This window comes from Streptomyces sp. NBC_00080, from assembly GCF_045041255.1.
Taxonomy (GTDB): domain Bacteria; phylum Actinomycetota; class Actinomycetes; order Streptomycetales; family Streptomycetaceae; genus Streptomyces; species Streptomyces coriariae.
Genome location: NZ_CP108235.1, coordinates 1,471,263 through 1,491,396, shown reverse-complemented (window position 1 = coordinate 1,491,396; position 20,134 = coordinate 1,471,263). Strand labels below are relative to the sequence as shown.

The 20,134-nt window shown below is 72.4% G+C and carries 20 protein-coding genes; 12 read left to right on the top strand and 8 right to left on the bottom strand.

Translation table 11 applies throughout. The features are described 5' to 3' along the window. Positions 1-34 precede the first annotated feature (34 nt). From glgC to OHU34_RS06635, 3 genes are all read left to right on the top strand, one after another. The gene (glgC, locus tag OHU34_RS06645) at positions 35-1,255 is read left to right on the top strand and encodes a glucose-1-phosphate adenylyltransferase (protein WP_230196625.1); all 1,221 of its coding nucleotides are present in this window, start codon (positions 35-37) and stop codon (positions 1,253-1,255) included. A 104-nt stretch (positions 1,256-1,359) separates the two neighbouring features. Next, entirely contained in the window at positions 1,360-2,718 is a 1,359-nt protein-coding gene (locus OHU34_RS06640; protein WP_142267265.1) for a wax ester/triacylglycerol synthase family O-acyltransferase, read from the top strand. A 103-nt stretch (positions 2,719-2,821) separates the two neighbouring features. Continuing rightward, positions 2,822-4,330: an SDR family NAD(P)-dependent oxidoreductase gene (locus tag OHU34_RS06635; protein WP_230196624.1), complete on the top strand. Its 1,509-nt coding sequence runs from the start codon at positions 2,822-2,824 to the stop codon at positions 4,328-4,330. 61 nt (positions 4,331-4,391) lie between these two features. Here the strand turns inward: OHU34_RS06635 and OHU34_RS06630 are convergent, their stop codons facing one another. Together OHU34_RS06630 and OHU34_RS06625 are read right to left on the bottom strand one after the other, a co-directional pair. Next, on the bottom strand, positions 4,392-5,150 hold the full coding sequence (locus OHU34_RS06630; RefSeq protein WP_142267267.1) for an SDR family oxidoreductase: 759 nt from the start codon (positions 5,148-5,150) through the stop codon (positions 4,392-4,394). Positions 5,151-5,175: 25 nt separating this feature from the next. Then, positions 5,176-5,625, bottom strand: a complete 450-nt coding sequence (locus OHU34_RS06625; protein WP_142267268.1) for an inositol oxygenase family protein — start codon at positions 5,623-5,625, stop codon at positions 5,176-5,178. A gap of 484 nt (positions 5,626-6,109) precedes the next feature. On the opposite strand from OHU34_RS06625, the gene OHU34_RS06620 reads away from it, so the two are divergent. Continuing rightward, positions 6,110-6,283 (top strand): hypothetical protein, encoded by a 174-nt coding sequence (locus OHU34_RS06620; RefSeq protein ID WP_020127513.1) that lies wholly within the window; start codon positions 6,110-6,112, stop codon positions 6,281-6,283. A gap of 64 nt (positions 6,284-6,347) precedes the next feature. Here OHU34_RS06620 and OHU34_RS06615 read toward each other — a convergent pair whose 3' ends face one another. Continuing rightward, on the bottom strand, positions 6,348-7,691 hold the full coding sequence (locus OHU34_RS06615; RefSeq protein ID WP_142267269.1) for an amidase: 1,344 nt from the start codon (positions 7,689-7,691) through the stop codon (positions 6,348-6,350). 90 nt (positions 7,692-7,781) lie between these two features. Next, complete coding sequence (locus OHU34_RS06610; RefSeq protein ID WP_142267270.1) at positions 7,782-8,498, bottom strand: FadR/GntR family transcriptional regulator; 717 nt, start codon at positions 8,496-8,498, stop codon at positions 7,782-7,784. 183 nt (positions 8,499-8,681) lie between these two features. Here OHU34_RS06610 and OHU34_RS06605 point away from each other — a divergent pair, with 183 nt between their 5' ends. From OHU34_RS06605 to OHU34_RS06590, 4 genes are read left to right on the top strand one after another with little or no spacing between them, the layout of a single operon-like run. Beyond that, a complete protein-coding gene (locus tag OHU34_RS06605) occupies positions 8,682-9,437 on the top strand; it encodes an SDR family NAD(P)-dependent oxidoreductase (protein WP_054241209.1) in 756 nt (251 codons plus the stop codon). Continuing rightward, complete coding sequence (locus tag OHU34_RS06600; RefSeq protein WP_405765321.1) at positions 9,434-10,402, top strand: aldo/keto reductase; 969 nt, start codon at positions 9,434-9,436, stop codon at positions 10,400-10,402. Before OHU34_RS06605 ends, OHU34_RS06600 begins: the two co-directional genes overlap by 4 nt. Beyond that, positions 10,399-10,713, top strand: coding sequence for an L-rhamnose mutarotase (locus tag OHU34_RS06595; protein ID WP_142267272.1), 315 nt, complete (start codon positions 10,399-10,401; stop codon positions 10,711-10,713). Before OHU34_RS06600 ends, OHU34_RS06595 begins: the two co-directional genes overlap by 4 nt. Next, the gene (locus tag OHU34_RS06590; RefSeq protein ID WP_142267273.1) at positions 10,710-11,534 is read left to right on the top strand and encodes an amidohydrolase; all 825 of its coding nucleotides are present in this window, start codon (positions 10,710-10,712) and stop codon (positions 11,532-11,534) included. Before OHU34_RS06595 ends, OHU34_RS06590 begins: the two co-directional genes overlap by 4 nt. On the opposite strand, the gene OHU34_RS06585 is transcribed toward OHU34_RS06590, so the two are convergent. Next, positions 11,522-12,943 carry a lipase maturation factor family protein gene (locus tag OHU34_RS06585; RefSeq protein ID WP_405765318.1) on the bottom strand — a complete coding sequence of 474 codons (1,422 nt, stop codon included), beginning with the start codon at positions 12,941-12,943 and terminating at the stop codon, positions 11,522-11,524. The genes OHU34_RS06590 and OHU34_RS06585 overlap by 13 nt on opposite strands. A 126-nt stretch (positions 12,944-13,069) precedes the next feature. Here OHU34_RS06585 and OHU34_RS06580 point away from each other — a divergent pair, with 126 nt between their 5' ends. The 3 genes from OHU34_RS06580 (at position 13,070) to OHU34_RS06570 (ending at position 16,603) form a co-directional block, all read left to right on the top strand. Further along, entirely contained in the window at positions 13,070-13,555 is a 486-nt protein-coding gene (locus tag OHU34_RS06580) for a hypothetical protein (RefSeq protein ID WP_142267275.1), read from the top strand. A 65-nt stretch (positions 13,556-13,620) separates the two neighbouring features. Next, entirely contained in the window at positions 13,621-15,708 is a 2,088-nt protein-coding gene (locus OHU34_RS06575) for a SpoIIE family protein phosphatase (protein WP_142267276.1), read from the top strand. Between the two features lie 31 nt (positions 15,709-15,739). Continuing rightward, positions 15,740-16,603 carry an Fpg/Nei family DNA glycosylase gene (locus tag OHU34_RS06570; RefSeq protein WP_230196618.1) on the top strand — a complete coding sequence of 288 codons (864 nt, stop codon included), beginning with the start codon at positions 15,740-15,742 and terminating at the stop codon, positions 16,601-16,603. A gap of 103 nt (positions 16,604-16,706) precedes the next feature. On the opposite strand, the gene OHU34_RS06565 is transcribed toward OHU34_RS06570, so the two are convergent. The 3 genes from OHU34_RS06565 to OHU34_RS06555 form a co-directional block, all read right to left on the bottom strand. Continuing rightward, the gene (locus tag OHU34_RS06565) at positions 16,707-17,369 is read right to left on the bottom strand and encodes a zf-HC2 domain-containing protein (RefSeq protein ID WP_142267278.1); all 663 of its coding nucleotides are present in this window, start codon (positions 17,367-17,369) and stop codon (positions 16,707-16,709) included. A gap of 141 nt (positions 17,370-17,510) precedes the next feature. Further along, positions 17,511-18,026, bottom strand: coding sequence for a hypothetical protein (locus OHU34_RS06560; protein WP_020127525.1), 516 nt, complete (start codon positions 18,024-18,026; stop codon positions 17,511-17,513). Between the two features lie 156 nt (positions 18,027-18,182). Beyond that, positions 18,183-18,734, bottom strand: a complete 552-nt coding sequence (locus OHU34_RS06555; protein WP_230196616.1) for a sigma-70 family RNA polymerase sigma factor — start codon at positions 18,732-18,734, stop codon at positions 18,183-18,185. Between the two features lie 222 nt (positions 18,735-18,956). On the opposite strand from OHU34_RS06555, the gene OHU34_RS06550 reads away from it, so the two are divergent. Then, positions 18,957-20,108 carry a CapA family protein gene (locus tag OHU34_RS06550; protein WP_405765313.1) on the top strand — a complete coding sequence of 384 codons (1,152 nt, stop codon included), beginning with the start codon at positions 18,957-18,959 and terminating at the stop codon, positions 20,106-20,108. The last annotated feature ends 26 nt before the right edge of the window (positions 20,109-20,134 follow it).

Sequence of the window (20,134 nt, the reverse complement as noted above, 5' to 3'; positions counted from 1 at the left end):
CAACCATGGTTCAACCAGGGTGAGGGGAGCGGCCATGCGTCGTGGTGGGCCATCGGTGCTCGGAATCGTGCTGGCGGGTGGTGAGGGCAAACGCCTGATGCCTCTCACGGCTGACCGCGCCAAACCAGCGGTCACCTTCGGCGGCACGTACCGGCTCGTCGACTTCGTGCTGTCCAACCTGGTCAACGCGGACGTCCTGCGCATCTGTGTACTGACGCAGTACAAGTCGCACTCGCTGGACCGGCACATCACCACCACCTGGCGGATGTCCAGCCTGCTCGGCAACTACGTCACGCCGGTCCCGGCCCAGCAACGGCTCGGCCCGCGCTGGTACCTCGGCAGCGCCGACGCCATCCTCCAGTCGCTGAACCTCGTCTACGACGAGCGGCCCGAGTACGTGGCCGTGTTCGGCGCCGACCACGTGTACCGCATGGACCCGCGCCAGATGCTCAGCCAGCACATCGACAGCGGCGCGGGCGTGACCGTGGCCGGGATCCGGGTCCCGCGCGGCGAGTCCTCCGCCTTCGGGGTGATCACCCCGGGCTCGGACGGGCTGACGGTCGAACGCTTCCTGGAGAAGCCGGCCGACCCGCCGGGGCTCGCCGACGACCCGGAGAGCGTGTTCGCGTCGATGGGCAACTACATCTTCACCACCAAGGCGCTCATAGAGGCGCTCCAGCGGGACGCCGAGGACGAGAGCTCCGTCCACGACATGGGCGGCTCGATCCTGCCCGCGCTCACCCAGCGCGGCGAGGCCCAGCTGTACGACTTCCACGACAACCACGTGCCCGGCGAGACCACCCGGGACCAGGGCTACTGGCGGGACGTCGGCACGCTCGACGCGTACTACGACGCCCATATGGACCTGATCGCCGAGCGCCCCGCCTTCAACCTGTACAACCGCAGCTGGCCCATCTACACCCACTCGGGCCAGCTGTCCCCCGCGCGTTTCAACGCGGGCGGCATCGCCGGTGAGTCGATCATCAGTTCGGGGTGTCTGATCCGCGGACAGGTCACCCGCTCGGTGCTGTCGCCGGGTGTGGTGGTCGACCCGGGAGCGGTCGTGCAGGGCTCGATCCTGCACGACAACGTGCACATCGGACGGGGTGCGGTCGTGCGCGGGGCGGTGCTCGACAAGAACGTGGAGGTCCCTCCGGGTGCGACCATCGGCGTGAACCCGGAGCGGGACGCGGAGCTGTACACGGTGTCGAAGGGCGGCGTGATTGCCCTGGGTAAGGGCCAGCAGGTGTCCTGAACTTAATGCGCTGTTAACTGTGTGTAGCTTGATCGTACTTGACCGTAATCGCTCGGGCGCGCTTGACTGATGGCCTCCACTCTGAGCCGACGCGAGGCAAGCCCTTGACTGCTGATGATCTGCTGGCCCCCCTCGACCTGGCGTTCTGGAACCTCGAGTCGGCCGAGCACCCCATGCACCTGGGAGCGCTCGGCGTCTTCACGGCGCAGTCGCCCACCGCGGGCGCCCACGCCGCCGACCTGCTCGCGGCCCGTGCCGCCGCCGTTCCCGGACTGCGCATGCGGATCCGGGACCTGTGGCGGCCGTTCGACCGCTCGGAACCGTTCGACCTGCGCCGGTCGCTCGCCTTCGGCGGCGCGACCCGGGAGGCGGACCCCGACTTCGATCCCCTGCACCACGTCACGCTGCACGCGCCCACCGCCGACTTCCAGGCCGAGGCCGGGCGGCTCATGGAGCGTCCCCTGGAGCGCGGCCGCCCGCCCTGGGAGGCCCACGTCCTGCCCGACGAGGGCGGCGGTCGCTTCGCCGTGCTCTTCAAGTTCCACCACGCGCTCGCCGACGGACTGCGCGCCCTGGCCCTGGCCGCGGCCGTCCTGGACCCCATGGATCTGCCCGCCCCCCGCCCCCGCCCCGCCGCACCGGCCCGCGGGATCCTCCCCGACGTGCGCAGACTGCCCGGCCTGCTGCGCGGAGCCGTCTCCGACGTGGGCCGCGCCCTCGACATCGGCGCCTCCGTCGCCGTGCACACCCTGGGCATGCGCCCCACCCCCGCCCTCACCGCCGTGTCCACCGGCACCCGCCGCACCGCCGGCGTCGTCATCGACCTCGACGACGTGCACCGGGTCCGCAAGGTCGCCGGCGGCACCGTCAACGACGTGCTGATCGCGGTCGTCGCCGGAGCGCTGCGCCGCTGGCTCGACGAACGCGGCGACGGCAGCGAGGGCGTCGTGCCGCGCGCGCTCATCCCCGTCTCCAAGCGCCGCCCGCGCACCGCCCACCCCCAGGGCAACCGGCTCTCCGGATACCTGATGCGGCTTCCCGTCGACGACCCGGACCCGCTGCGCCGCCTCGCCACGGTCCGCGCCGCCATGGACCGCAACAAGGACGCGGGCCCCGGCCGGGGCGCCGGCGCCGTCGCCCTGCTCGCCGACCACGTCCCGGCCCTCGGCCACCGCCTCGGCGGCCCGCTGGTCGGCCACGCGGCCCGGCTCTGGTTCGACATCCTCGTCACCAGCGTGCCCCTGCCCGGCTTCGGCCTGAAGCTCGGCGGGAACCCGGTGACCGAGGTCTTCCCGTACGCCCCGCTCGCCCGCGGCCAGGCCCTCGCGGTCGCCGTCTCCACCTACCGCGGCCGGATCCACTACGGGCTCGTCGCCGACGCCGAGGCGGTCCCCGACCTCGACCGGTTCGCCCGCGCCCTGACCACCGAGGTGGAGACGCTCATCACGGCCTGCGGCTCTTGACGGGAACGGGTTTGGAGGAGCGGCCCGGCGCTCCGTAAAATTCCTCCTTCGAGGGCGGACTCGGTCGGAGCGCCGCACGGGTGATCAGGGAAGCGGCAGCGCGATGACGGTGACAGAGGACGGCTCGACGGCGGTCACGGAGGAGGTCGTGGACGAGGTCGTGTACGGGCCCGGCATCGACCCGGAGCGGCTCGCCGTCTGCCTCGCCGTGCTGGACGAGCTCGACAAGCTGGACGTCGACCACCCCGACGCGATCGCCGTGCGCCGGGCCACCGCCGGCGTCTACCGCACCGTGAAGCAGCGCCGCCGCCAGGACCGCCGGGCCGCCAAGACCGCCCACGACAAGGCGGTCACCGAGGCCACCGCGACCGGCTCCGCCCAGCGCATCGACGACGAGACCGAGGGCATCCTGCCGTCCTCGGTCACCGAGGAGGGCCGGATCGCCGGGATACTCCAGCGCCCGCGCTCCTGCTACACCTGCAAGACCCGGTACGTCGAGGTCGACTACTTCTACCACCAGCTCTGTCCCGAGTGCGCCCGTCTGAACCGCGACAAGCGCGACGTGCGCGCCGACCTCACCGGCAAGCGCGCCCTGCTCACCGGCGGCCGCGCCAAGATCGGCATGTACATCGCGCTGCGGCTGCTGCGGGACGGCGCGCACACGACGATCACGACCCGCTTCCCCAAGGACGCCATCCGCCGCTTCAAGGCCATGGACGACTCGGGGGACTGGATGCACCGTCTGGAGGTCGTCGGCATCGACCTGCGCGACCCGGCGCAGGCCGTGGCCCTCGCCGACCAGGTCGCCGAGGCGGGCCCCCTCGACATCCTCGTCAACAACGCGACGCAGACCGTCCGGCGGCTGCCCTCCGCGTACGCCGCCCTGGTCGACGGCGAGAGCGCGCCGCTGCCGGCCGGCGAGCTGCCCGCCCACCATGTCATCGGCGCCTTCGGCTCCGGCGCGGTCGACGGGCTGGCCGCACTGCCCGCCGGAATCTCCGGCATCGACGCTCAGCAGGTCGCCGACCTCGCGCTGGTCGCGGGCAACGCCAGCATCGCCCGGCACCTCGACGGCACCGCCATCGACGCGGGCGGTCTGGTCCCCGACGTCGTCGACACCAACACCTGGGTGCAGACCATCGAGCAGATCTCCCCGGTGGAACTCCTCGAGACCCAGCTGTGCAACTACACGGCGCCGTTCATCCTGATCAGCAAGCTCCGCCCGGCCATGGCCGACGCAGCCAGGAAGGCGGCCAGCGGCCGCGCGTACGTCGTCAACGTCTCGGCGATGGAGGGCGTCTTCGGCCGTGGCTACAAGGGCGCGGGACACCCGAACACCAACGCCGCCAAGGCCGCGATGAACATGGTGACGCGGACCAGCGGCCAGGAGATGTTCCAGGCCGACGGCATCCTCATGACCTCGGTCGACACCGGCTGGATCACCGACGAGCGCCCGCACTACGACAAGCTGCGTCTCGCCGAGGAGGGCTTCCACGCCCCGCTCGACCTGGTCGACGGCGCGGCCCGCGTCTACGACCCGATCGTGCGCGGCGAGCAGGGTGAGGATCTGTACGGGGTGTTCCTGAAGGACTACGCCCCCGGCAAGTGGTAGGGCCGTTCTGTGACGCCGGGGGTGGGGCGGGCTGTGCGGGCCGGCCGCGCCCCCTGGCCCCTCAGGTGGGGATGTGTGCCCGGCGCACCTTCGTGCCGCCGTCCACCAGCAGGTCCGCCCCGGTGATCCACTTCGCCTCGTCGGAGCACAGCCAGACCGCCGCTCGTGCCACGTCCTCCGGTTCCCCGATCCGGCCCAGCGGCAAGGCCGCCGCCATCTCCTTCTCGCCCGGCTCCCATACGAACCGTGCCATCTCGGTGCGTACCAGGCCGGGGGAGACGGAGTTCACCCGCACTCCCGGGCCCAGTTCGCCCGCGAGCTGCTGGGTGAGGTGGAGGAGGGCCGCCTTGCTGGTGCCGTAGGCGCCGACGCCGGGGCCGACGTGTCCCGCGCCCTCCGTGCAGATGTTGACGACCACGCCGCCGTGCTCGCGCATCCAGCCCCGCCACGCGCACTGCACCAGCCGCAGCGGCGCCTCCACGTTCACCGTGAAAGCCTCCCGCCAGGCGCCGGGATCGGCGTCCATGAGCGGTCCGTAGGGCTGGTTGGTCGCCGCGTTGTTGACCAGCACGTCCAGCCGGCCGAAGGTGTCCAGGCACAGCTCGGTCAGCTTGCGGGGGTGCCCGGGGTCCCCGACGTCACCGGCCAGTCCGACGCCGTCCAGTTCCCCGGCCGCGCGGCGCACCCCGTCCGGATCCCGCGCGCTGACGCACACCCGCGCCCCGGCGTCGGCGAGCGCCCGTGCCACCGCCCAGCCGATCCCGCGCGTGGCCCCCGTGACGACGGCGGCCCTGCCCCGCAACCCGTACGACGACGTCATCGGCGTACCGTCTCATGACGGCCCGTCAGTCGACAGCCCCGAGACGCGAGTTCCGTGCCGCCACCAGTTCCAGCACGGTGCGCCAGTCCTCCAGGACGCCCGCGTCGAACCCGGGCGCCCGGCTGTCCTCGTCGGCCTGGCGCAGGCTGAGCAGATCGTCGTCGGCGGTGGGCCCGTGCCAGGGGTGCAGGTGGACGAGACGGGAGACCCGGGGGCCGAGCAGGGGGCGTACGGCCCGGGCGGCCCGTTGCGGCCGGCCGCCGGCGTCGGTGGGGCACAGGAGGTGACCGATGGGGTGGACGAGCCCGGTGAGCTGGAGCTCCTTGTCGGCGGGGCGACCGCGGCGCAGCAGTGCCGCCGTCCGGAGCGCGTGATCGTGCAGGTCGACGCCGGGCGCGCCGCGGTCCGGGGTGTCCCGCACGCCCTGGCAGGCGTACAGCAGGTCCATCAGCTCCTCGACGCTGCGCAGCTCCATGCGTCAGTCCTTCCGCGAGACCGCCCTTGCCGGTCGCCAGCAGACCATGGCCTGCTTGCGACCGGACGAACGGCGCCTGAACTGCGTGACGAACGCGCGGGCGAACGCGCGGCCTCCCTGGGCCGCCACGCCCAGCAATATCGCCCGGACGGGTGAATCCAGAAGGTGCATCAGGGTGGAAAAAGGTTCAATTCACCTGCGGTGACATACGGGTGACTTGCCATGGTTACCCCAAATTTTCAGCCCTATCGAGCGGCCACCCGCTCATTTGGTTAATGTGTAGCGGACGGACAGCAGTACGGAGTGCCACCCACACCCACGGTCCGTCATGGGACAGGCCGCTTCACAACGGCTCGCCCTCCAAGAAGTTGCCGGCGCCACCGCGTCCTCGACCGACTTGAGCCAGGCCCGAGGGAGCGTCAGGCGCCGGACCGCAGACTGGCCGGCACGCCCCGAGGGTGACCCGACACATAAGGAGTGCGCGGTGACACCGGAGAAGACGAATCGCGAGCAACGTCCCAAGGAACGTCCGGAGCGGGCCGGCCGTCGGCCCGGCGAGATCGGCAGCCTCGACGTGTGGGCCCGCTCCGCCCCCATCCGCCTGGCGGGCTACGAGGAGGACCTCGCCGAGCCCCACATCCTGCCCAGCGTGGACTGACCGCTCGCGGTCGCCCGGCCTGGGTGTGCGCCAGGCACGCCCACGCCGGGTCCGCTCTCTCCGCTCAGTCGAGCGGAGCCGTCCGTCGCCACGGACGCAGGCTCTCCAACTGCTCGGCCAGCCGCAGCAGTTCGCCCTCCCGCCCGGGCAGGCTCACCAGCTGCACCGCGGTGGGAGCACCGGACGGCAGTGTGCCGAAGGGGAGCGCCATGGCCGGCCAGCCGGTCAGGTTCCACGGCGGCGTCAGCGGCGAGTAGTTCGTGTTCACCAGGACATTGCGCAGCCAGCCCCGCTCGTGCCACGGCGCCGACTTCGGTGAGCGTCGCGCCAGCGCCGGGGTGAGCAGCACGTCGTACTCCGCGAAGAACGGCTCGAGACGTCGGCGCAGTGCCTCCCGTGCCGAGCCGCCCCGCACCCCGGACAGGAAGCGCCGGCCGACGGCCGCGTGCACCCGGGTGCGCCGGGTCAGCAGCCGCGGGTCGAGGCTCGCGGCGTCCACCGCCGTGCCCGCCGTCCAGTGCGCGAGCGAGGTGACGCCCAGCGACAGCGGATACGGCGGCTCGGCCCGTTCCGCATGATGTCCCGCCCGGACCAGCACCCCGGCCGCGTCCCGCGCGGCGCCCGTGTACGGCTTGCTCACCGTGACCCCGGCCAGCGGGCTGCGCACGGAGACGGCGATCTTCAGCGCACCGGGTTCCCCGGCCGCCACGGCGTCGGTGTCCGCGAGGACCGACAGCATCAGCCGCGCGTCCTCGACCGTCGTCGCCAGCGGACCGTTCTCCGACATCCCGAACCAGTCGCCCTCGCCGATCCCGGCCGGCACCACCCCGTGGCCCGGCTTGATGGTCACCAGGCCGCAGTTGGCCGCCGGGATGCGCAGCGAACCCATGCCGTCGTTGCCGAGCGCGATCGGTACCAGGCCCGCGGCGACCGCGGCCGCGCTGCCGCCCGACGAGCCGCCCGCCGTGCGTGAGGTGTCCCAGGGGTTGCGGGCGGTGCCGTGCACGCCCTCCGTGGTGCCGAAGACGCACAGCTCCGGCACGTTGGTCAGGCCGACGACCACCGCGCCGGCCGCCCGCAGCCGGGCCACCGTCACATGGTCGGCGTCGGCCGGCGTGTCCGGCGTCGCGGCCGAGCCGACCCGGGTCGACTCGCCCCGCACCCCGAGGTTGTCCTTGACCGCCACCGGCACCCCGGCCAGCGGCAGTCCGGTCAGGTCGCCCCGGGCGGCCAGCTCGTCGGCCTCGGCCAGGGCGGCTCGGGCCCGCACCGTGCGGAACGCTCCGATCCGGCCGTCCAGCCGCTCGATCCGCGCGAGATGCTCGGCCACCACCTCACGGGGCGTGACCTCCTTCGCGCGGACGGCGGCGGCGATCTCGACGGCGGTCCGGCCGACCCAGCTGGTCACAGGCAGCTCCCTCGGTGTGCGTGCACTACTGGCGAGTACGTAGGAGAACTCTGCCCCGCCGGGACTCCCGCGTCGAGAGGCGGCCGGGACTCAGGGACCCACCTGCCCCCTGAGCCACTCCTCCACCTCGCCCACGTGGGCGGCCGCCGCCGCCCGGGCGGCCTCCGGGTCACGGGCGGCCAGCGCGCGGTGGATCGCGGCGTGTTCGCGGCGGGTCCGGGCGAAGGCGCCCTCCTCCCGGTAGCCGCGCCAGACGCGGGCCCGGAAGGTGCGTGAGGACAGGCCCTCCAGGATCGCCGCCATCGTCTCGTTGCCGGCGGCCGCCGCGATCGCCCGGTGGAACTCCAGGTCGTGCGCGAGGATCTCCTCGGGGTCGTCCGTCGCGTTCATCGCCGCCAGGTGCCCCTCCACCACGGCCAGCTGTTCCGGGGTGATGCGGGCCGCGGCCAGTGCGGTGGCCGTGGACTCCAGGATCCGGCGTACCTGGAGCAGTTCGACCAGACGCGGGCCCCGTGACAGATCGGCCACCACCCCGAACGTCTCCAGCAGGTCCCCCGCCTCCAGCGCGGTGACGTAGATCCCGGAACCGTGCCGGGCCTCCAGCACCCCCAGCACCGTGAGCGCCCGGATCGCCTCGCGCATCGAGCTGCGGGAGATGCCCAGCTCCACCGCCAGATCGCGCTCGGTCGGCAGCCGCTGGCCGGGCTCCAGCGACCCGTCGGTGATCATCGCCTTGATCCGCTCGATGGCGCGCTGCGTCACCGTGCCCTTCGGGACGCCGGTCCCGCTGCGCGGAGTGTCTTCCACGTGGCCTCTCCTGTCGCCGATGCGCCGCGATCCCGAGCGATGTGGTCGGACCACTTGGGCATGCAACTCGCCAAAAAGCTACCCGGGGGGTGTCGGTGAGCGGAAGTGGTCTGATAAATATGCGGCACAACCCGCCGGCGACTTCCGGGCCGCCGACCTCGTGATCCGGAAGGAGAAGGCGGCGTGAGCGACTTCGAAGGGCTGACGGCCCTGGTGACGGGGGGCGGCTCCGGCATCGGCCGGGCGACCGCGGAGCTCCTGGCCGAGCGCGGCGCCCGGGTCGCCGTCCTCGACCTGGACCCGTCGGGAGTGCGGAAGCCCCTGCTCGGATATCCCGCCGACGTCACCGACGACGCCTCCGTGCGCGCGGCGGTCGCGGCCGCCGTCACCGACCTCGGGGGGCTGGACATCCTGGTCAACAACGCGGGTGTCGGCGCCCAGGGCACCGTCGAGGACAACGACGACGCCGAATGGCACCGGGTCCTCGACGTCAACGTCCTCGGCATGGTCCGCGCGGCCCGCGCCGTCCTGCCCCACCTGAGGCGTTCCTCGCATGCGGCGATCGTCAACACCTGCTCCATCGCCGCCACCGCCGGTCTGCCGCAGCGCGCCCTCTACAGCGCGACCAAGGGCGCGGTGTACTCGCTGACCCTCGCCATGGCCGCCGACCACGTACGCGAGGGCATCCGCGTCAACTGCGTCAACCCCGGCACCGCGGACACCCCGTGGGTCGGGCGGCTGCTCGACGCGGCCGACGACCCGGCCGCCGAGCGCGCCGCCCTGGAGGCCCGCCAGCCCAGCGGCCGGCTGGTCGGCGCCGACGAGGTCGCGGGCGCCATCGCCTATCTGGCGAGCCCCCTGTCCGGCGCGACCACCGGCACCTCCCTCGCCGTCGACGGCGGGATGCAGGGCCTGCGGCTGCGGCCGGTGGGCCGGTGAACACGCTCGGGCGCAGCGGCGTCCCGGTCAGTCCGCTCGCCTTCGGCGCCGCCGTCATCGGCAACCTCTTCACCGAGGTCGGCGAGGAGCAGGCGCACGAGGCGGTGGCCGCCGCCTGGCAGCAGGGCATCCGCTACTTCGACACGGCGCCGCACTACGGTCTCGGCCTGTCCGAACGCCGCCTCGGCGCGGCCCTGCGCGAGCACCCGCGCTCGCGGTACACGGTCTCGACCAAGGTGGGCCGCCGGCTGGAGGCCACGGACGGGGGCGGCGACGACCTGGCCGACGGCTTCGCGGTCCCCGCCACGCACCGTCGCGTATGGGACTTCAGCGCCGACGGCGTACGACGCACCCTGGAGGCCAGCCTGCAACGGCTCGGCCTCGACCGCGTGGACGTCGTCTACCTGCACGACCCCGACGACCACGCCGAACAGGCCTTCCGGGAGGGCTATCCGGCGCTGGAGAAGCTGCGCGCGGAGGGCGTCGTCGGGGCGATCGGCGCCGGCATGAACCAGGCGGAGATGCTCACGCGCTTCGTCCGGGACACGGACGTCGACGTGGTGCTGTGCGCGGGCCGGTACACGCTGCTCGACCAGCGGGCCGGCGTCGAGCTGCTGCCCGCCGCCGTCGAGCGCGGCGTGTCGGTGGTCGTCGGTGGCGCCTTCAACTCCGGTCTGCTGGCCGACCCCCGGCCCGGCGCCACCTTCGACTACGCCCAGGCGCCGGCCGGGCTGCTGGACCGGGCCCTGCGGATGAAGGAGACCGCCGACCGGCACGGCATCACCCTGCGCGCCGCCGCCCTGGCGTTCTGCGCCGCCCACCCGGCCGTGGCGAGCGTCCTGGTGGGTACCCGCTCGGCGGCCGAAGTGCGGGACTGCGCCGAACAGTTCACGACCCAGGTCCCCGCCGCCTTCTGGCAGGAGCTGCGGGACACGCGTCTGCTTCCTTCCGAGGAGCCGTCATGAGGGTCGCCCTGCACACCAGGGTCCGTGCGGACCGCGTCGCCGCGTACGAGGCCGCGCACCGGGAGGTGCCGAAGGAACTGACGGACGCCATCCGCGGCGCCGGCGCCACCTCCTGGACGATCTGGCGCAGCGGTACCGATCTGTTCCATGTCCTGGAGTGCGAGGACTACCCGCGCCTCCTCGCCGAGCTGGAGAAGCTTCCCGTCAACGTGGTGTGGCAGGCACGGATGGCCGAGCTGCTCGACGTGGTGCACGACTACTCCGACGAGGGCGCGGGCGCCGGCCTGCCCGTCGTCTGGGAGCTGCCGTGACCGTCGACGCGCACCACCACGTCTGGGACCTGTCGGTGCGGGACCAGGACTGGATCGCCGAAGGCGGCCCGCTCCGGCGGGACTTCACCGTCGACGACCTGGCGCCGGAGGCGCGCGCGGCCGGAGTGGACCGTACGGTCCTCGTCCAGACGGTCACCGTAGCCGAGGAAACCCCCGAGTTCCTCGCCCTCGCGGCCGCGAACGACCTGATCTCGGGTGTCGTCGGCTGGACCGACCTCACCCGCGCGGACGTCGCCGACGAACTGGCCCGGCTGCGGGAACTACCCGGCGGCCGGTACCTCAAGGGCATCCGCCACCAGGTCCAGGGCGAGCCGGACCCGCGGTGGCTGCTGCGGGCGGACGTACAGCGCGGGCTCACCGCCCTCGCCGCCGCCGGTCTCGTCCACGACCTGGTGGTGCTGCCCCACCAGCTCCCGGCCTGTGTCGAGGCGGCCGCCTCCCTGCCCGGACTCACCTTCGTCCTCGACCATCTGGGCAAGCCGCCGATCGCCTCCGGCGCGCTGGAGCCCTGGGCGTCCGACGTCCGGGCCCTCGCGGCGCTGCCCAACACGGTCTGCAAGCTCTCCGGCATGGTCACCGAGGCCGACCCCGGGTCCTGGACCGTCGAGGACCTGCGCCCGTACGCGGACACGGTGCTCGAAGCCTTCGGGCCCGCCCGGCTGATGTTCGGCTCGGACTGGCCGGTGTGCACGCCCACCGCTTCCTACGGTGAAGTCGTGGACATCGCACGGCGGTTGATCGACCCGGGCGCGCACACCGAGATCTTCGAGACCACCGCCGTCCGGGTCTACGGCCTCTGAGCCGACCCCGCCAGCCGCGTCGGCGGCAGATACTCCCGCACGTGACTCCGATGCCAGTACGCGCCCGTCTCCCGCAGCTCGCGCCATGTGGTGCAGCGGTAGCGGAAGAGGCGGGCGCGGATGTGGCGCGGGGGCTCGTCCGGCGGGAACGGGGAGCGGCGCAGCAGCCTCAGCGTGTCGCGGTCGTTCTCCAGCAGCCGTTCCACGAAGGCGGTGAACCACGCCCCGGCATAGGCGGGGGAGAGCGCCGCGAACCACATCATCCAGTCCAGCCGCAGATGGTACGGCGCGAACTGACGTGGCCAGTGCCGGGGATCGCCGGGCTTGCCCTTGAACTCGTACTCCCGCCAGTCGGAGTCCTCGCGCGGCACGTCGTCGAGCGTGCCCTCGATCACCACCTCGTAGCGGATCCGGCTCACGCTGCCGAACGCGCCGTAGGTGTTGACCAGGTGCAGCGGATCGAAGGAGCGGTTCATCACCTGACGGCGGGAGAGCATGTTGACCACCGGGCGGTAGCTGAGGAACAGCAGCAGCGCGGCCACGGCGAGGACCACGATCTCGTACCAGAGCGGGCTGGCGGGGGCCGACCGGTGGCCGGTGGGCAGTTCGACCGCGGACACGGCCAGGACGACGGTGATCCAGTTCAGCCAGGCGAAGTTGCCCGACAGCACCAGCCACAGCTGGGTCAGGATCATCAGGCACCCGGCCGCCGTCGCGATCGGCTGCGGGGCGAACAGCAGGAACGGCACGACGAGCTGGGTGAAGTGGTTGGCCGCCGCCTCCACGCGGTGCAGCGGTCGGGGCAGATGGTGGAAGAACCAGCTCAGCGGGCCGGGCATCGGCTGGGTCTCGTGGTGGTGGTAGAGGCACGTCAGCTTCCGCCAGCAGGCGTCGCCCCGCATCTTGATCAGGCCCGCGCCGAACTCGACCCGGAACAGGATCCAGCGCATCAGGAAGAGCACGACGACCGGCGGGGCCACCTCGTCGTTGCCGAGGAACACGGCGAGGAAGCCGGTCTCCAGCAGCAGGGACTCCCAGCCGAACCCGTACCAGGTCTGGCCCACGTTGACGATCGAGAGGTACAGCGCCCACGGCACCAGCCACAGTGACATCGCCGCCCAGAGGGGCAGCGATGCGTCCAGACCGGCGAGCAGGGCCGCCGAGACCGCGCAGCCCGTCCAGGCGCAGCCCGCGAACAGGCGGTCGGAGTAGCGCCAGTGGAACAGGCTCGGCGCCCGCCGGAAGGGCACCCTCTCGACGAAGCGGGGCACCGGCAGCATCCCCCGTTCGCCGAGCAGTGCCCGGAACTGGAGGGCGGCCGTCAGGAACGCGACCAGGTAGACAGCGGCCAGGGCCCGCTGGAAGACCAGGCGGCTCAGCCAGTACTCGGGTGCGGTGAACCAGTCCACGGCCGTGCGCTCCTTCTCTGCGGTCGGACCATGTCACTGTGCGTGGTCGCGCCCTCCGGTTGCGTGACCCTGGCGGGTGAAGCAGACAATAGTGGGCGAATCACCTCCTGGTGAGGGATCGGGACGATGCACGAGACGATGCGGGAGAACGTGGTGCGACTACCCACTGCCACCCTCCTCACCGCCTGCGCGCTCTCGGCGGCGCTCATCGTCGCCGGACGCGGTGGTGCGGGGGAGAAGATCACGATGCCGGGCGCGGACAGCGTCGTCCCGGCGGCCGAGGGACGCGTCGTCTCCGGCGACCCCTTCGCCGGCCTCTTCGCCGACCCCTCGGCGGCCGACCAGGGCTCCGGTCCGTCCCTCGCCGACGCGGGCGCCGACCCCGGCGCGGCACCCGGCTCCGGTCCCGACGAGGACCCCGGCTCCGGCGAAGACCTCGGCTCCGACCTCGACCGCGGTGTCGACCCCGGTGAGATCGGTCCCGAGACCGTCCCGGAAGTCCCCGATCTGCCCGACGGCGGCGGGCTGATCCCCGACGGGCCCGACGAGTCCGGCGCGCAGGAGCAGTCCGGCAGCATCTTCGGCAGCCCCCTCGACGTGGTCATGGGCTGACCGTGGTCCCGGCGGGTCCCGGTTCCCCGGTCGAAGAATCGGACAAACCCTGGCAAGGTGGCCCCATGGTTGAACGGGGAGCGAGCGCCCTGTCCCTCCCGGACTACTGGCCCGCCCACCCGGATCCGATCCTGGCGCTCAACCGCATGGGCAGTTTCGACTGGGACCTGGACTCGGGGCAGTTCCACATGGACGCCCGCGCCCACGAGATCTTCGACCTGCGCCCCGACGAGTACGACGGCGATCCCGCCACCCTCGCCGTCCGGGTCCCGTCGGCCGAGGGCATCCGCCTGGACGAACTGGTCGCCCAGGCCATCAAGGACGGCAGCGAGAACTACGGCGCCTACTTCCGTATGCGGTTGCGTGACGGCACCCTGCGCTGGACCCACACCCAGGGCTACATCCGGCGCGACGGCACCGGCCGGCCGCGTCGCATCGTGGGCATCGTGCGGGACGCGACCGACGAGCTCAGCGACCTCGCCGCCCGCCGGGACGAGGCCGCCCTCGACGACGCGCGCCGCGAGCAGACCAACGTCGTCCAGCTCACCACGGCGGCCCTGGCGCACGCCCGCACCGTGCACGACGTGATCGACGTCCTCAAGGACACCCACGGCCTCACCCACCTGGGTGCGACCAGCCTCGTCATGGGACTGGTCGAGGCCGGCCGGATCCGGCTGATCGCGGAGGGGCCGGAGGGCAGCTTCGTGCCCGGCACGCTGGTCACCCGCCTCGACGAGCCCTATCCGATGAGCGAGGTGGTGCGCACCCTCACCCCGCGCTTCATCGAGTCGCCGGAGGAGTTCGCGGACGGCTACCCCGTGCTGTGGCCGCACCTCACCGACCTGAAGATCACCTCGGCGGCCTATCTGCCGCTCATCGTGCAGGCCCGCCCGATCGGCGCGATGGGCCTGCTCTACAGCGACCGCCGGGGCTTCACGCAGGAGGACCGCAACATACTCGTCGCCCTCGGCAGCAGCATCGCGCAGAGCCTTCAGCGCGCGATGTTCTACGAACAGGAGAAGGACATCGCGCAGGGCCTCCAGCAGGCCATGCTGCCGCGCACCATCCCCAGCGTGCCGGGCGCCGACGTCGCCGTCCGCTACCGCGCCGCCACCATCGGCGGCTCCCTGGGCCGGGACATCGGCGGCGACTGGTACGACCTGATCCCGTTGCCCGGCGGCCGGGTCGGCGCCGTCATCGGCGACGTCCAGGGCCACGACACGCACGCCGCCGCCGTCATGGGCCAGCTGCGCATCGTCCTGAAGGCCTACGCGGCAGAGGGCCACACCCCGGCCACCGTGATGGCCCGTGCCTCGGTCTTCCTGCACGAGCTCGACACCGACCGCTTCGCCACCTGTCTGTACGCGGAGGCCGACCTCTCCACCGGGGTCGTCCAGGTGGTCCGTGCCGGGCACATCGACCCCCTGCTGCGCGGCCTCGACGGGACCTGCCGGCGCGTCCCGGTGCCCGGCGGGCTGCCGCTCGGTCTGTCCGCCGAGTTCGGCAGCCTCGAGTACCCGGTCGGCACCGTGGAGCTCGACCCCGGCCACACCCTGCTGCTGTGCACCGACGGGCTGGTCGAGCAGCCCGGCACGGACCTCGACGACGGCATGCGGGCCCTCACCGCGCTGATCACCGCGGGCCCCGCTGACGTCCGGAAACTGGCCGACCAGCTCATCGAGGTCGCCGAGGAACGCGGCGGGGACGACGACGTGGCCCTGCTCCTGCTGCGCCGGCGCGGTCCCGACGGCCACCAGGCCGGGAGCCGGCTCCAGCAGCATGTGGCCTCCGGTGACCCGGAGGCCCTGAGCGAGGCCCGGCACATGATCCGCGCGGCCGTCCGCACCTGGGGCGCCCGGGACCGCTCCGACGAGATCGAACTGGTCGCCGACGAACTGATCACCAACGCGCTCATGCACACCGAGGGCGCCGCGATCGTCACCCTGCGGGTGCTCACCGGCACCGACCCCCTGCTGCGCGTCGAGGTGGAGGACTCCTCCAGCGCCCTCCCGCGCCGCCGTGAGGCGGGCGAGTCGGGGGTCTCCGGGCGGGGCCTGCTGCTGGTGGACCTGCTGACCGACGCATGGGGCGTGGAGGCGCGGGGCGGCGGCAAGTGCGTGTGGTGCGAGTTCGTGGTGGCTGAACGGACCTGAGCGCTCCGGTTCCGGATGGCACTCTGGACGTATGCCGGAACTCCCCGAGGTCGAAGCGCTCAAGGACTTCCTGACCGAACATCTCGTCGGCCACGAGATCGTCCGCGTGCTGCCCGTCGCGATCAGTGTGCTGAAGACGTACGACCCGCCCGTCACCGCCCTGGAGGGCCGTGAGGTCACCGCCGTGCACCGGCACGGCAAGTTCCTCGACCTGGCGACCGGTGACGGCCCGCACTTCGTCACGCACCTCGCCCGCGCGGGCTGGCTGCACTGGAAGGACAAGCTCCCGGACGGTCCGCCCCGCCCCGGCAAGGGCCCCCTGGCCCTGCGGGTCGCCCTGGAGACAGGGGCGGGTTTCGACCTGACGGAGGCCGGCACCCAGAAGCGGCTCGCGGTGTACGTCGTTCCCGATCCGCAGCAGGTCCCGGGCGTCGCCCGGCTCGGCCCCGACCCGCTCGCCGCCACCTTCGACGAGGCCCGCTTCGCCGCGCTCCTCGCCGGTGAGCGACGCCGGTTGAAGGGCGCCCTGCGCGACCAGAGCCTGATCGCTGGCATCGGCAACGCCTACAGCGACGAGATCCTGCACGTGGCGAGGATGTCCCCGTTCAAGCTGGCGGCCACCCTGACGCCGGAGGAGACCCACACCCTCTACGAGGCCCTGCGCGGCACGCTCGCGGAGGCGGTGGAGCGCTCACGGGGTTTGGCGGCGGGCCGTCTGAAGGCCGAGAAGAAGAGCGGTCTGCGCGTCCACGGCCGCACCGGCGAACCCTGCCCGGTCTGCGGCGACACCATCCGAGAGGTGTCCTTCAGCGATTCCTCGCTCCAGTACTGCCCCACCTGCCAGACGGGCGGCAAACCGCTGGCGGACCGGAGGATGTCCCGGCTGCTGAAGTAGCCCCGGCCGGTCGGCCGGACGGTACCGGCCCGAACCCGTCCCGTCCTGTCCCGCCGAGACCCGCGTCGACACCGAAGTGACCTGAACTCACTCCGTGTCGGCGTCAGTGGGCCTCGAGCGTCACCAGGTGCTCCCCGGCCGACGTGCGCAGCTCGTAGCGGGCGATCTCGTCGGGGTGCCAGGCCGCGGCGCCCTGCATGGTGTTGGGGCGGGCGTCGTGCTTGGGGACGTTCCAGCTGGTGACCGTCTGCTCGGAGCCGTCGAGGCCGACGGCGATCAGCCGGCAGGAGCGGGGGCCCGCCCCGTCCTTGACCTCGAGCTCCACATGGCTGCCCCACGCCTCGTTCTCGGTGGTGACCTGCGCCCACACCCCGGACTTCTCGTCCGTCGCGGCGACCCGTACGGCGCTCTCGCCCTCGCCGCTCGCGCTGCCCGCCATCATCGCGATCACGGGGCCGGCCAGGGCGACCACCACCGAGGCGGCCACGGCGTACAGTACCCGCCGGCGCACGGCCCGGTGGCGGGTCGCCACCTCGGCGAGCAGCCGGTCCAGCAGCTGCGGGCCGGGTCCGGCGAAGGGGTGCACGGCGCGTGGGGTGGCGCGCCGGTAGAGCATCATCTGCCGTGCGGTGGGGCCGAACTCGGTGACCTGCGCCGCACACTGAGGACACTCCATGAGGTGGTCCTCGAAGCGGAAGGCTTCCGCTTCGTCCAGCACGCCGAGCGCGTACGCGCCGACGTCGCGATGCCTTTCCAGGGACCTCATGCCGAAACCTCGTGCCTTTGAGTGCCAGTGGGGTTACTCCTTGCTCCCACCGGTACGCACCCGGCCGCCGAATCACTCAAGCCACGTACCGAATCGTGACCCAGATGTTCGGAGCGGTCCGGCCCGCGGATTGGTGTGAATCTAAAAAAGATGAATCGCCAGGTGGCCGAGGGGCAGTCCGAGCTGCCAGGCGGGTGTCCAGACCTTGGGTCCCTCGTCCTCGCCGACCACCGGCGCACCGCCGGGAACCGCGTTGAGATCGGGAGCGAGCAGCTCCGTCTCCTCCAGCCAGCGCCAGGCGGCGGCCGCCAGGTCGAGGTCGGGAGCCGGTCCGTCCGACTTCGCTGCCTCGGCCTTCAGTTGAGACATACGTTCGTCGACCCAGTCCTGCCACGGCTGGTCGTACGCCGTGAGCGAAAGCCAGGTCTCCAGCTGAGTCACGACCCGGATGCCGGGCAGTTCGCCGTCGGTGTCGGACAGGAAGATGGTGAGCGCCAGGGCGTCGCGCCCGGCGCGGAACTCGAAGGACGTCGGCGGCATGAGATCGCCGGTCCGCAGCAGTTCGTCGGCGATGTACTCGGCATACAACCAGGCCATGGGGACGGTGAGTTCACCGCCGCCGGTGCCGTCCGTGCTCTGGTGACCTCTGTGCAGCATCCCTTCCTGCCTTCCTCCGGTGCTTGCGCTCGCCCGTTGCCGGGACGCTGGGGACCCGGTCACCGGGCTCCATCCGGAACACGGATAAGGACACCCGATTACTCAAAGGGGGTCCTCGGCAAGGCGCTTTACGGAGGCTTGACCCAGTCGTGGGTTTCAGTGCAGGTCGGCCGCGTATCCCGGAAGCACCCGGCGCAGGGCGCGCAGCGCGTAGTACGCGCGGGACTTCACGGTACCGGGCGGAATTCCGAGGGCTTCGGCGGCCTCCGCCACACTGGCCCCCTGGAAATACACCAGCACCAGGACTTCACGGTGCTCCGGAGTGAGTGTCTTCACAGCCTCGCGCACATCGAGGGCGGCGGCCGCCCGCTCGGCGTGGTCGGCGCAGACGGGTGACGCGTTCTCCAGCACCGCGTCCCCGACCTCCGCGGGTCGCGCCTGCCGGGCCCGCCGCGCGTCGATCGCGAGCCGCCGGCCGACGGTGAGCAGCCAGGGCCGTACGGAGTCGAAGGCGTCGGCGCGCAGGGCCTCGGGATGCTGCCAGGCGCGTACCAGGGTCTCCTGGACGAGGTCCTCGGCGCGCTGGCGGTCGCCGTCGCACAGCCTCAGCAGCAGCGCGAAGAGCGGCCTGCCGTGCTCGCGCTGGAGTGCGGCGAGCTCGTGCTCGGCGGTCGTCTTCCGGGTGGTGAGGGTGGTTCCGGCGGTCATGGGCGTATGGCACCGCAGTGCGCCGGTTCGGGACAGTGCACGCACAAGGATCTGCGGCGGACGGTCGATCGCGTCGACGAACGGTTCGACGAACGGTCCGGGCTACGCCGATCGCGGGCATCGGCCCTGGACGAAGGGAGTGCCGGGGCGGACCACCGCCCCTCATGGATTAGTACTGACACATGGGTAAATATGACAATTCATGGGAAGTGGGGTGAACCGGTGATCGCCCGCAGACACCAGGTGGCCCTGGCCCTGACGGCCCTCCTCGCCTCGGCCGCCGCCTGCCAGGCCCACGACCACCGGGCCGCCGAGCGGCCCGGCCGCCCGGCGCCGGCCCCCGCCCGCGGCTTCACGCTCGTCGCCTCCGGCGACATCCTCCCGCACACCACCGTCATCGACCGCGCCCGCTTCGACGCCGGGGGCACCGGCTACGACTTCCGCCCGATGCTCGCGGGCATCAAACCCGTCGTCTCCGGCGCCGATCTGGCGCTGTGTCACATGGAGACCGTGTACGGCGCGAACGGCGTCTACACCGGCTACCCGGACTTCAAGTCCCCGCCGGAGATCGCCGGGGCCCTGGCCGCCACCGGCTACGACGGCTGCTCCACCGCCTCCAACCACAGCCTCGACGACGGCGCCGCCGGCGTACAGCGCACCCTCGACGCGCTCGACGCCGCCGGCGTACGGCACGCGGGCACCGCCCGCACCGAGGCCGAGGGCAACTCGGTCACGCTGCTGCGCGCGGGCCCGGCGAAGGTCGCCCACCTCGCCTACACCTACGACACCAACGGTCACCCCGTCCCGCCGGGACAGCCCTGGACCGTCGGCCTCCTCGAAGAGAACCGGATCCTCGCCGACGCCAAGGCCGCCCGGAAGGCGGGTGCCGACGTGGTCGTCGTCTCCGTGCACTGGGGTACCGAATGGCAGGACGCACCGGACGACCGCCAGCTCACCCTCGCCCGCACCCTCACCGCCTCCCGCACGGGCGGCCGACCCGACATCGACCTGATCCTCGGGACGCACGCCCACGTCCCGCAGGCCTACGAGAAGGTCAACGGCACCTGGGTCGTCTACGGCATGGGCGACCAGATCGCGGGCGAGATGTTCAACCACCAGGGCGTCCAGGACGCACGCGGCAACCAGTCCACCGTCGCCCGCTTCAGCTTCGCCCCGCCCGCCCGGCCCGGCGGCCGCTGGGAGGTGCGCAAGGCCGAGTTCGTACCGCAGCTGTTCGACATCGACGCCGGCCGGGTGGTCGACCTCGACAAGGCCCTCGCCCAGGGCGCGGGCGTCGAAGGGGTACGCGACCGGATCAAGGCGGTCGTCCTCGGCCGGGGCGCGGCGAAGGACGGGCTGGTGATGGGGAAGTGAGCCGGCCGTAGGCCCTCACGGGGTGG